Origin of the sequence: Mycobacterium kiyosense (assembly GCA_021654635.1) — a bacterium.
GTDB classification, from domain to species: Bacteria; Actinomycetota; Actinomycetes; order Mycobacteriales; family Mycobacteriaceae; genus Mycobacterium; species Mycobacterium kiyosense.
Genome location: AP025179.1, coordinates 5,510,799 through 5,522,273, shown reverse-complemented (window position 1 = coordinate 5,522,273; position 11,475 = coordinate 5,510,799). Strand labels below are relative to the sequence as shown.

Below are 11,475 nucleotides of genomic sequence, written 5' to 3'. Positions count from 1 at the left end.
TACTTTTCCGGGTGGTGACTGCTGCCCGGCGCGGACGGCCGACTCAAGCCGAGGCCAAGAAGCTGCATCAGAAGTTGCGCCGGGCCGCCGCCGCGTCCTTTCTCGAGTACGGCTACGACGGCACCACCATGGATGCGATCGCCCGCGCAGCCGGGATCACGCGCAGAACGCTGTATGCGCGTTACTCCGACAAGCGAGCCGTCTTTCTCGACGTCATCCCGTGGGCGCTGACGCGCCGGACCGAGGACGACGGCAGTCAGGACCTGGACAGTGGCGACCTGCGTGCTGCTCTGCTGGCGATCGGACGCGCAGGACTCGCCCGCGCGATCGACCCGGACATCGTGCGACTGACGAGGCTGGCGATTAACGAATCGGCCCGGTTTCCCGAGTTCGCACTCAGCGCGCATTCGATGACGTGGTCGGCCCGCCACCGGCAGGTCATGGACCTGCTGCGCCGCCATCAGGAGAAAGGCGCGATAGCAGTCGACGATCTCGAAGTGGCGGCGGGCCAGTTCATCGGCATGGTCGAGCATCTGCCCGGGCGGTTGGCCGACTGCGGGATCTACCGCAGTGCCGAAGACGATGAGCGACACGTCCAGCACGCCGTCGAGCTGTTCCTGCGCGGCGTCCTGCCGCGGGATTGACAGCTAATTGCAGGCCCAGTCGACCGGCCAGCCGCCACCGAGCCTGTTGACCGCGTGGATCTCGGCGGCGGTGCGGGTGAGTCCGATGCCGCCGTGGTACGTGGTGCCGTCATGCGCGACTGCGCCGCACTTGGTGAAAGTGCTGACCACGATGCAGGAGGGCGAACCGCAGCGGGACAGCGCGAGCTGCTCGGCCCCCAGTTTGCTCACATGTCGCCGCGCTTTGCCGGAGCTGCCGTCCGGGGAGTAGGCGATCGCGCCGTACTTGGTGAGCAGCGGCGGAATGTTCTGCGGTGTCGCGTCCGTGTGGACCCGGGCGTGGGCCGGCTGAACCAGGGTGGCGACCAGTGCGAGGGCGGCAACCAGACCTGCGAATACGCGTGCGACCCGACGCCGTTGTCGTGTCGTCATGTGCCGTTTCCTTTCTCTCGAATCGTGGCGGGACAGTCATGTGAGCACATGTTTACAAGAACGAAACATGCGCCTTCTACACTACCGAGATTTTGCGGGGAGCGCCGTTTTCCGTCCTCAGGGCACACGCTCGCGCGGCGGCCGGGCTGACTTTTTGGTCCGGGCTGTAGCAGGATCGGGTGGATGAGCCTGCCCGGTCTGGTGCTGATCCACGGTGGGGCTCATGCCGGTGACTGCTGGGAGCTTACGGTCGCCGAATTGTTCAGCCGGGCACCGGAATTGCGCGTGTTGGCGGTCGATTTGCCCGGTCGGGGCCGCAACGAGGCCGACCCGGCGAAGGTGAGCATCGCGGACTGGGCGGACTGCGTGGTGGCCGACGTAGACCGCGCCGGATTGGACTCGGTGGTGGTGGTCGGGCATTCGCTGGGCGGATTGGTGGTAACTGCGGTGGCGGCGAAGCTCGGTGCGGCCCGGGTGCGTGAGCTGATTCTGGCGGCCGCGTTCGTGCCGCCGCAGGGGTCCAGCGTGGTGAAAAACCTGCGGGGACCGCTGGCGCCGCTGGCCAGGTTCGGATCCCGGCTCGGGCGGCCGGGCTCGTCCTTCGTAATGCCTTCCGCGGCAGCAAGATTGACGTTCTGGAATGGTCTGCCCGCGGACCGGCGCCGCCTCGCCCGAAAACGGCTCTATCCGGAGAACGCCGGTGTGATCGTCGAATGCGTCGATCGCGCGGACCTGCCCGACGAGGTTCCCCGGACCTGGATCATGACCCTGCGCGACAGGGCGTTGTCACCGAGTCAGCAGCAGCGCTGTGTCGCCGCGCTCGGCGGCGTCGACACGCTGGTGTGCCTGGACACCTGCCACGACCTGATGTACAGCGAACCGGAACGACTGGCGGCGATCCTGCTGGAACGTTGCCGGGCTCGATCGTGACTACAGGGAAAGCTTCAGTGCGGCAATGGTTTCCAGGTCGTCCAAAGCCGCGACGCCGCGCCGCAGCCCCTCCAGTGCGATGTCTTCCACTTGCATTCCGCCCATCCCCGCGGTGATCAGCGACGCCACGTACGCATAGAGCGCGCCTTGCCGGAACCGTAGCCAGAGGTCGTCGGCGTCGAGATGGGGTCCACCGCCGGCAGCCAGCGCGCGTCGGTAGTCGTCGAGCAACTCGCGCTGCGCGTCGATGCGGTCCGCCGGGGTCAGGCTGGTGATCAGCGTGTAGGCCAGCTCGCGGGACGGGTGGCCGCGGCGCACCGCCTGCCAGTCCAGCAGGCCGGCCGCGCCGTCGCGGAAGTACACGTTGCCCGGATGCGCGTCGCCGTGCATGACGGTGTGCGGCTCGGTGTCGATGACGGCGGCGACGGCGCGGTAGTTCTCGGCGATGAAACGGCCCTTCTCCACCGGGATGTCGGTGCGTTCACCGAGCCGCTTGATCGAGGTGTTCATCAGTGAGCCGGTCAGCAGCGACGTGACGTCGCCCGAGGGGGTGTAGAGCCAGCCCAGCGGACCGCGGCCACCGACCGGCAGCCGTCCCCAGAAGGTGGCGTGCAGCTTGGCCAGCAGTTCGACGATCAGGCTGGCCTGATCCACCGACAGCGGGTGCAGGGTGTCGGGAAACTGGCAGGAGTCGGTCGGCAGGTCTTCCAGAGCCAGCAGGTACCGCCCGGTCCACGGGTCGAAAGCTGTTCCGTAGCACTGCGGGACCCCAGGAAGTTCCGGAGCCAGCTGGCTGTAGAAGCGCACTTCGGTGTGCCCGAGCCGGCCGAGTTCACCCATCAATCGGGTCGCGGCGGTCTGGGCCGTGAGCTTGACGAACAACGTCTCCGGTAGGCCGTCCCCGCTCACTGCCAGGCGTGCCCGCGACGACGTCCCGGCGTGGTCGCCGAGCAGGCGCACCCAGCTGACCTTGGTCCCCAGCACATCGGAAAGGGTGGCAGCGTCGAGTTGATCGACGCTGCGCGGCAGGCCCGCGCGGCGCCCGACAATAGCGTCGGTGGCGACCCGGCCTACCCCCCCGACCCAGATGCATCGCCAACCCGAGCGCGGCGATCGCTTGTGGTACAGGGTTTTTCATCACGATCCATTCTCAGTCGAGCCGGCCCGATCCGGCAGCGCCCGCCGCGTCGCCCGGGCACAAGGAAAATAGCCTATTTCGCAAAGATCAGACAATAGTTCGTTATTGTCTGATCTGTGGCACCAGCGCCCGCACCAGAAACTGCACGACGAAGCGTCGTTTGTCGGCCACCGAGCGGTGTCGCCAGGAGGGTGCGAGCAGGAACAGCGTCGTGGTGTTCAGCCACTGCACGACGGCGCTGGGATCGAGATCAGCATAGAGGCGCCCGGAGTCCTTCCACCGCTGCAGCAGCGGACCGTAGTGGCGCAGCAGCAGATCCACCAGGGGTTGCGAGCCGCGCTCCAGCGCACTGGACACCGCGGTGCTCTCCGCGGCGAACAGTGCCTCGTTCAGCGGGTCGCCCTCGACCGATTCCACCCGGGCCAGAATCATCTCCGGCAGCGAACGAGCCGGATCGTCGGGATGGCGCAGCGAACGCACCAGCGCACCCAGCGCGGCATCGATGCGCGCCAGCATCAGGCCGAGCAGCAGGTCGTCGCGGCCGGGGAAGTAGCGGTACAGCGTCGACCGGGAGACACCGGCTTCGTCGGCGACCTCGGCCATCCGGATCTGTGCGTTGCCCCGGCGCACGATGCACCGGCTGGCCGCGTCCAGCAACAGTCGGCGTGCCTCCTCGTCGTCGAGGATCGCCCGGTCGTCACCCCACCGCCGGCTCGGTTCCATCCCGCGATGCTACGGGATCCGTTGCGCCAGGCACTATCTGATGAAAGAGCAATGACATGGGATACTCCGCCGCCGACGAGTCGTTCACCCATCAACTCCCGGTCACGTTCGATCAGGTGCACGACCCGGACCCGACGTGGTCGGACCGTTGCTACTTTTTCGCGGCGGCACCGGACGGCTCCATGCTGCTGGCCAGTGGCTACGGCAACAACCCCAACACCGCTTCCGGCCTGGGCTACGTCAAGGTCAGTCTGGCCGACGGCCGGCACTGGGATCTGCTGGCGGGCCGACCGGTGGCCGGCGGCGATCGGGATGACCTGCGGGCCGGGCCGATGCGCTGGACCTGCGTCGAACCGCTGAAGCAGTGGCGACTCGACGTCGAACCCAACGACTCCGGCATCGAATGGGAGCTTCACTACGAACCCACCGCACCGATGTGGGAGTTGCTCCCCATGAAGGTGCGCGATGCCGACGGCCGACTGCTGGCCGACATGTACCACATGAAAGAACCGGGCCGCTGGACCGGATGGGTGCAGATCGACGGCCAGCGCATCAGCGTCGACGGCTTCCACGGTGGCCGCGACCGGACGTTCGGCGTCCGGGTTTCGGACAAAATCGACTTCTGGTTGTGGCTGGACGCCGGTTTCGAAGACCGCGCCATCGAGGCCTGGATCATCGAATCACATGACGGCACAGTACGTTACGTCGACGGCGGCATCACCCACAACGACGGCACGCTGTCCAAGAGGTTCGTCGGGATCAGCCACGACGTCGAATTCGACGGCGACCGCAAGCGCCCGGCCCGCGCCGTCCTCGACTTCACCGACGAGGACGGCAAGACCTACCGCGTCACCGCCGACACCCCACACCAGGATGTCAACGCCTACTACGGGCTGCCCATGGCGCACTGCCAATACCAGGACCAGGGTGGCGGCGGATACTTCATCCACTTCCGCTGGGACAGCAACGATCCCGACCAACTGGCCGAGGCCGAAGGCAAGTCGATGGCACTGGACCAGCTGATGCGGTTTGAAGTCGGCGGCCAGACCGGTTGGGGCATCTTCGAATTGCTGCTCGGCGGGCAGGGATACCGGCGCTACCCGAACTGGACGGCGATGGACATGTCCGCGTTCACCCAGGACAAAACCCCGGCCGAAAGATTGGCAGATCAATGACATCGGGCACCGACGTAACCGAGCGGTTGACCGGCTGGCTGCGCACCCGGTTGCCCGACGCCCGGCAGGTGCGGGTCGAGGGCCTCGACCGGGTCGACTTCGGGCACTCCGCGGAGATGATGCTGCTCACCATCGCGGCCGACGACACCCGCATCGCAGCGGTACTGCGGTTGCGGCCGAAGCCGCCCGCACTGCTGGAACCGTATGATCTAGCAAGACAATTCGACATCCTGCGCGCCCTGGAAGGCACCGATGTGCGAGCTCCGCGGGCATTGTGGCTGGAGGACAGCGGCGAGGTCCTGGGTCGCCCGTTCCTGGTGATGGAACACCTCGGCGGTGACGTCTACGAGATGGAAACCCCCGCCGGCGACGACGCGACCGTGGTGCGGATGTGTCAGAGCCTGGCGGAACAACTCGCCGCTATCCACGCCGTCGACCTGGACCAGACGGGGCTGGTCACCCTCGATGACGGCCGCAACCACCTGGACCGCGAGCTCGATCGCTGGGCCGGCGAAATGCATCGCGTCCAGCGCGGGGAGCTGCCCGCGCTGCAGCGGCTGCTGGCGGTGCTGCGGGAACGTCGGCCGGAACCCTGCCCTCGGGTCTGCCTGGTGCACGGCGACGCCAAACCCGGCAACTTCGCGTTCACCGGCGGCGAGGTGAGTGCAGTGTTCGACTGGGAGATGACTACGGTCGGCGACCCGCGCACTGACATCGGCTGGCTGGAGATGCTGTGGGCGCAGCCGGTCGGGATAACCAGCCACCCGGCCGCACTGCCCATCGACGAGTTGCTGGCGCACTACCAGAGGCTCAGCGGTATCACGCTGGAAAATCGTTCGTGGTACCGCGCTTTCAATGCTTACAAGATGGCGGTCATCTGCCTGATTGGGGCGATGCTGATCGAGGACGGCCACAGCGACGACCAGAAACTCGTGCTCGCCTCCTACGGCACCGCGCTGCTGACCAAGGCGGGGCTGGCCGAACTCGGTATCGACGAACCGCTGCAAGACGGCCCGGTTGCTGCCCCGCGACGAACGGATCCAGCAGCTGCTGGCCGGGAGCTGACTTTACAGATTTCCCCTAAACTGTCACGCTGTAGCCGCCGGTGACGGACCGAGAAGTGTACGAAGGATGATGCGGTGACCACGTCTCAGTTGGTTTTCGACCCGTTCTCTGCGGAGTACTACGCCAATCCCTATGAGACCTACCGGCGGCTGCGCGACGAGGCGCCGGTGTACTACAGCGAGCAGTACGACTTCTATGCGCTGAGCCGCCACCAAGACGTGGCGGCGGCGTTCAAAGGATTTCGAGACGTACTCGTCGTCGAAAGGCGTCACGCTCGAGGAAATCCAGACCGGCCGGCATTCCCACCAGCAATCGATCATCTGGATGGACCCGCCCGAGCACCGCCGGATGCGCAGCCTGGTCAACAAGGTGTTCACCCCGCGCGCCATCACCTCTCAGCAGGCCATGGTCCGCGACCGGATCCGCTACCACCTGTCGCGCGTGAACCCCGAGGCCTTCGACGTGGTCGAGGATTTCTCGGCGCTGTTCCCCGTCGAGATCATCACCATCATGATGGGCGTGCCCGAAGACCAGCGGCAGAACATCCGGCTGTGGATCGACGCGGCGCTGCACCGCGAACCCGGCCAGGTGAAGATGAGCCGCGCCGGCGCCGAGGCGATGATGCAGACCGGCATGCTCTACTACAACCTGATCCAGCAACGACGCGAAAAACCGGGTGACGACATGATCACCGCCCTGATCAACGCCGAGATTCAACGCGACGAAGGCGGGACGACCCGCCTGGACGACGTCGAGATCGCCGGTTTCGCAACGCTGTTGGGTGGCGGCGGCGCCGAAACGGTGACCAAGCTGGTCGGTACGGCCGTGGTGCTGTTCGCCCGGCACCCGCAGCAGTGGCAGCAGCTGCTCGCCGACCGCAGCAAGGTTCCCGCCGCCGTCGAGGAGGTGCTGCGGTACGAGGGCCCGGTGCAGTACGACTGCCGTTACACGCTCAAACCCGTTGAGCTGCACGGCGTCACGATCCCGGCCGGCAAGGCGGTGATGCTGCTGGGTGCCTCGGCCAACCGTGACGAGCGTGCCTTCACCGATGCCGACGTCTTCGACATCAACCGCAACCGCAGCGAGGCGCCGAATCTGGGCTTCGGCTACGGCGTGCACAGCTGCCTCGGCGCCGCACTGGCCCGGATGGAGAGCGTCATCGCGATCGAACATCTGCTGGACTTCATGCCCGACTTCGCCCTCGACGAGGACGGCCTACGGCGCGTGTCGATGACCAGCGTCGCCGGCTACGCCAACGTCCCGGTGCGGGTGCACCGATGAGCGCGTTGGCGGGCCGCACCGCGATCATCTCCGGTGCCAGCCGGGGCATCGGCCTAGCCATCGGCATCGGGTTGGGCCGGCTCGGGGCCAATGTCGTGCTGCTCGCCAAAACCGCTGAGCCACATCCGAAATTGCCGGGCACTGTCCACACTGCGGCACGCGAGATCGAAGACGTCGGTGGCAGGGCGCTGGCGGTGGTCGGCGACGTGCGTCGCGAAGAGGATGTGCAGCGTGCGGTCGACGCCGCGGTCGCGGAGTTCGGTGGCCTGGACATCTGCGTCAACAACGCCAGCGCGATTGCCACCGAGCCCACCGAATTGCTGTCGGCCAAGAAGTTCGACCTGATGCAGGACATCAACATCCGCGGCACCTTCCTGCTGACCAAAGCCGGCGTGCCGCACCTGCGGCGGTCGCCGAACCCGCACGTGTTGACCATTGCGCCGCCGCTGAACCTGAGCCCGCGATGGCTGGGCGCGCATCCGTCCTACACGCTGTCCAAGTACGGCATGACGCTGCTCTCGCTCGGTTGGGCCGCCGAATATGCCGATGACGGTATAGCTTTCAACTGTCTGTGGCCGCAGACGTATATCGCCACCGCCGCGGTCGCCAACTCGCCGGATGCCGAAACCGAACTGGCCAGATCGCGCCAACCGACCATCATGGCCGACGCGGCCGTGGAGATCGTCTGCCGCCCGGCGGTTTCGGTGACCGGGGAATGCCTGATCGATGCAGACGTGCTGCGGGCGGCGGGCAAACGAGACCTCAGCGAGTACGGCGGCGGGCCCGACCCGATCCTCGACCTGTTTCTCGATGAGTTCCCGCCGGGTGATCACCGATGACCGACGCTGCGACAAACTCGTCGGCGCGAGCATGACTTCCGGAGCAAGCGATGACATCTGGGAGGTGATGTCCACCGCCCGCACCATTCGCCGCTTCACCCACGACCCAGTCGACGACGCAACCTTGAAGCGTTGTCTGGAGGCAGCCAGGTGGGCGCCCTCGGGGGCCAACGCGCAAGCCTGGCGTTACATCGTGCTCCGATCACCCGAACAGCGGGCCGTGGTGGCCAAGGCGGCCGCGCAGGCCCTGCAGGTGATCGAGCCGGTCTACGGAATGAGCCGGCCCCAGCCCGGTGACAACAGCCGCCGCGCCCGCGACAACCGAGCCACCTACGAATTGCATGACCGGGCAGGTGAATTCACCTCCCTGTTGTTCGCGCAGCTGCACTATCCGACGGCGTCCGAACTGCTGCTCGGCGGATCGATCTTTCCGGCGATGCAGAATTTCCTGTTGGCAGCCCGCGCGCAGGGGCTCGGCGCCTGCATGACCAGCTGGGCGTCTTATGGCGGCGAACAACTCTTGCGCGAGGCTGTCGGCGTTCCCGACGACTGGATGCTGGCAGGTCACATCGTGATCGGCTGGCCTCGGGGCAATCACGGGCCGGTGCGCCGGCGCCCGCTCGCCGAGGCCGTCAATCTCGACCACTGGGACGAGCCGTTCCCGCTGTGAGCGCTGGGCGGGTGATCACCGCTGCGGCGGATTACTCGCGGATTGCGCGGCAAACCATTGCGCCGCTTTGGCGATGGAATCCTCGACCGGCTCGGGCTTCCAGCCGAGTTCGCGCTCGGCCTTGCTGTGATCCAGCGGCGACATCAGCTGCGCCATTTTGGCCCCCACGTAGGCGAACGGCAGGTCACGGTTCAGCAGACGGGCGGCCAGGTCGTTGATGCGCGAGGCCAGCAGCAGGGCCGGCATCGGAATGGGGATGCGCGGTGGCCGCCGGCCGACGGCACGGGCCGCGATGGCGTGTAGCTCCTTGGTACTGATCGAACGGTCGGAGATGATGTAACGCTCACCGTTGCGGCCTTTTTCGGCCGCGAGAAGCATTGCACGGGCGGCATCTTCGATACCGACGGCCTCCAAGGCGAAGCCCATGTAGAAGGGCATCTGGCCGGCGGCCACCCGCGCGATGGCGCCGCCGTGCGGCGTCGGTGCCCAGTCTCGCGGCCCGTAGGTGGTCGAAATGCACATCGCCACGGCAGGCAGCCCCTTTTCGCGGGCGTACTGCAGCACCAGATTCTCCGCTGCCACCCGCGATTCGATGTAGGCGCCGCCGTCGGTCCAGTTGTGTGGGTCGGCCTCGGTGACCAGCCGGTGGTCGTTGATCGCCAATGTGCCGGAGCTGCTGGTGAATACGAACTTGCGCAGGTTGGCCGCCACGGCCGCGTCGAGGACGTGGCGCAGGCCCTGCACATTGGTGCGGAACAGGGGCGCGGGATCGCGCAGCCACATGCGGGCGTCCACCACGCAGTAGTAGACGACGTCGCAGCCGTCCATGGCCGCGCGCAGCGCCGCGTCGTCGAAGATGTCTCCGTACTGCCGTTCCACCTTCAGGTCGTCGATTCCCTTGGTGGAGCTGGTCTTTCGGAGCATGACCCGGACGTCTTCGCCGGCCTCCACGAGTTGGCGGGTGACGTGGGAGCCCAGAAAGCCGCTGGCTCCGATCACGAGTTTCTTGGTCATGTTGCCTCGGGGATCTGTGCCAGCATCTGGGGTCCGTACTTGTGGCTCAGGAACGTCCAGGGGTCGGCGTAGCGGCCGCGGTGTTCGAGTCTTCGCTGCACCGCCAGAAACGCACGCAGCGCGGGCCGCACCACCGGCCCGATCGCACGCAACAGGATGCGCTGCCGGCCCATCGACTCGCCGATCCAGGTCAGGCTGTCGCGCCAGTCGTGCTGCTGATAGTCGAGCAGAGCTTGGGATTCGGTGGTGTCGAACCATCCGGTGAAGGCCCAGCCGCGGTCGTCGTCGGGGTCGCCGGGCAGCCCGGCGGAGGGGCCCAGCCGGCCGATGCCCACGGCGGCCATCACGTCGTCCTGCAGATCGCTCATCAGCTGCACATTGGTTTCGTTGCCCGCGATCACCAGCACCTTGCCATCGACCGCGTCGCGCCGTTGCACGGCATTGGCGAATGCCAACGCGACGTCGCGGGCGTCGGTCGCGTGCATGCGATTGTCCACCGGGGTGGCGCGCACCAGGGTCATGTAGTCGCCGTCGAAGTTGGTGGCGCCGTCGGGGGAGACGATCGCTGCCAGTCGCAGTATCGCGTGTGGCAGCCCACTTTCGGTGATGACCGCTTCGGCCAGCACTTTGTCTTCGCCGTACTGGTCGATCGGATTGACCGGAGTGGCACCGGTGATGCGTTCCGGGTGCCGGTTCGGGTTGCGGGATCCGTAAACGGCTGCGCTGGAGGCGAATACGAACAGCGGCGGCTCGGCGAGGCGCTGCGCCGCAGTCACCAGGTTGCGGGTGCCCTCGACGTTGACTTTGCGGGCCAGTCCCGGATTGCGATACGACGGCGGCGACACGATCGCGGCCAGGTGCACGATCGCCTGGGGGCGGTGCCGGTGCATCACGGCGGCGGCCGCGCCGGCGTCGGTGAGGTCGGTGTACTCGGTGACCAAGGCGCCCGGGTGGGCTTGTCGTGCCAGCGCTTCCGCCGCGTTGTCGTTTGGCAGGTCGACCGCGATCACGGTGTGCCCCCGGCTCAGCAGGATTTCCGCGCAGCGCGTCCCCACCTGGCCGAAGGCGCCGGTGACCAGAGTGGTCCCAATCATCGCTCGAACCTGCGGGCCAACGCTGCCCCGGCGTCGCGCAGCCGAGGCGAGATCCGAACGGAGAACAGCGGATTGAAGACGTCTTCACGCAACCGGGTCAGGGTCGATGTCTTGATCAGCCAACGGTCGTCGACCTTCGCGTACGTCTCCTGGTAATGCCCGAAACCGTTCAGGTTGACTCCCGGGGCCAGGCGCACCACGTCTTCGAGCGCCCAGACGCCGGCGGCGGTGGTCGGGGAGGTCAGTTCGATCTCGGGTGCGTGCACCTGGTGCACGGTGGGTTGTGTACCCAGCGTCCCGCGGACGTACGAGACGAACTCGTCGGCACCGGTAATCCGCTTTCCGCCCGACGGTGAGGTGTCGCTGACGAAATCGTCGGCGAATAGCGCACGCCACTCGTCCCAGCGCTTGGTGTCCAGGTAGCGGCAGTATCGGGCCTTGAGTTGCTTGATCAACTCGACCTCCCACAGCGCGGCTGCGGCGTCCTGCAT

General features: G+C 66.8%; 10 protein-coding genes and 3 pseudogenes. 7 read left to right on the top strand and 6 right to left on the bottom strand.

Features of this window, described 5'->3' with window-relative positions; all coding sequences use genetic code 11:
* Positions 1-11: 11 nt before the first annotated feature.
* Positions 12-644 carry a TetR/AcrR family transcriptional regulator gene (locus tag L6444_RS25920; protein WP_236978051.1) on the top strand — a complete coding sequence of 211 codons (633 nt, stop codon included), beginning with the start codon at positions 12-14 and terminating at the stop codon, positions 642-644.
* A 3-nt stretch (positions 645-647) separates the two neighbouring features.
* On the opposite strand, the gene L6444_RS25915 is transcribed toward L6444_RS25920, so the two are convergent.
* On the bottom strand, positions 648-1,055 hold the full coding sequence (locus L6444_RS25915; RefSeq protein WP_236978050.1) for a DUF4189 domain-containing protein: 408 nt from the start codon (positions 1,053-1,055) through the stop codon (positions 648-650).
* A gap of 183 nt (positions 1,056-1,238) precedes the next feature.
* On the opposite strand from L6444_RS25915, the gene L6444_RS25910 reads away from it, so the two are divergent.
* The gene (locus L6444_RS25910; RefSeq protein ID WP_236978049.1) at positions 1,239-1,985 is read left to right on the top strand and encodes an alpha/beta fold hydrolase; all 747 of its coding nucleotides are present in this window, start codon (positions 1,239-1,241) and stop codon (positions 1,983-1,985) included.
* On the opposite strand, the pseudogene L6444_RS25905 reads toward L6444_RS25910, so the two are convergent.
* Positions 1,986-3,123, bottom strand: a pseudogene (locus L6444_RS25905) (phosphotransferase). It lies immediately after the preceding gene.
* 102 nt (positions 3,124-3,225) lie between these two features.
* The gene (locus L6444_RS25900; protein WP_236978048.1) at positions 3,226-3,846 is read right to left on the bottom strand and encodes a TetR/AcrR family transcriptional regulator; all 621 of its coding nucleotides are present in this window, start codon (positions 3,844-3,846) and stop codon (positions 3,226-3,228) included.
* Positions 3,847-3,902: 56 nt separating this feature from the next.
* Here L6444_RS25900 and L6444_RS25895 point away from each other — a divergent pair, with 56 nt between their 5' ends.
* From L6444_RS25895 to L6444_RS25875, 5 genes and pseudogenes are all read left to right on the top strand, one after another.
* Positions 3,903-5,021, top strand: a complete 1,119-nt coding sequence (locus L6444_RS25895; protein WP_236978046.1) for a DUF7064 domain-containing protein — start codon at positions 3,903-3,905, stop codon at positions 5,019-5,021.
* Positions 5,018-6,086, top strand: a pseudogene (locus L6444_RS25890) (phosphotransferase family protein). The gene L6444_RS25895 and the pseudogene L6444_RS25890 overlap by 4 nt, the downstream one beginning before the upstream one ends.
* A gap of 74 nt (positions 6,087-6,160) precedes the next feature.
* Positions 6,161-7,367, top strand: a pseudogene (locus tag L6444_RS25885) (cytochrome P450).
* Entirely contained in the window at positions 7,364-8,206 is an 843-nt protein-coding gene (locus tag L6444_RS25880; RefSeq protein ID WP_236978044.1) for an SDR family oxidoreductase, read from the top strand. Before L6444_RS25885 ends, L6444_RS25880 begins: the two are co-directional and overlap by 4 nt.
* Before the next feature lie 31 nt (positions 8,207-8,237).
* The gene (locus tag L6444_RS25875) at positions 8,238-8,876 is read left to right on the top strand and encodes a nitroreductase family protein (RefSeq protein ID WP_236978042.1); all 639 of its coding nucleotides are present in this window, start codon (positions 8,238-8,240) and stop codon (positions 8,874-8,876) included.
* A gap of 15 nt (positions 8,877-8,891) precedes the next feature.
* Here L6444_RS25875 and L6444_RS25870 read toward each other — a convergent pair whose 3' ends face one another.
* From L6444_RS25870 to L6444_RS25860, 3 genes are read right to left on the bottom strand one after another with little or no spacing between them, the layout of a single operon-like run.
* Complete coding sequence (locus tag L6444_RS25870) at positions 8,892-9,890, bottom strand: NAD-dependent epimerase/dehydratase family protein (RefSeq protein ID WP_236978041.1); 999 nt, start codon at positions 9,888-9,890, stop codon at positions 8,892-8,894.
* On the bottom strand, positions 9,887-10,984 hold the full coding sequence (locus L6444_RS25865; RefSeq protein ID WP_236978040.1) for an NAD-dependent epimerase/dehydratase family protein: 1,098 nt from the start codon (positions 10,982-10,984) through the stop codon (positions 9,887-9,889). The genes L6444_RS25870 and L6444_RS25865 overlap by 4 nt, the downstream gene beginning before the upstream one ends.
* The gene (locus L6444_RS25860) at positions 10,981-11,475 is read right to left on the bottom strand and encodes a nuclear transport factor 2 family protein (RefSeq protein WP_236978039.1); all 495 of its coding nucleotides are present in this window, start codon (positions 11,473-11,475) and stop codon (positions 10,981-10,983) included. Before L6444_RS25860 ends, L6444_RS25865 begins: the two co-directional genes overlap by 4 nt.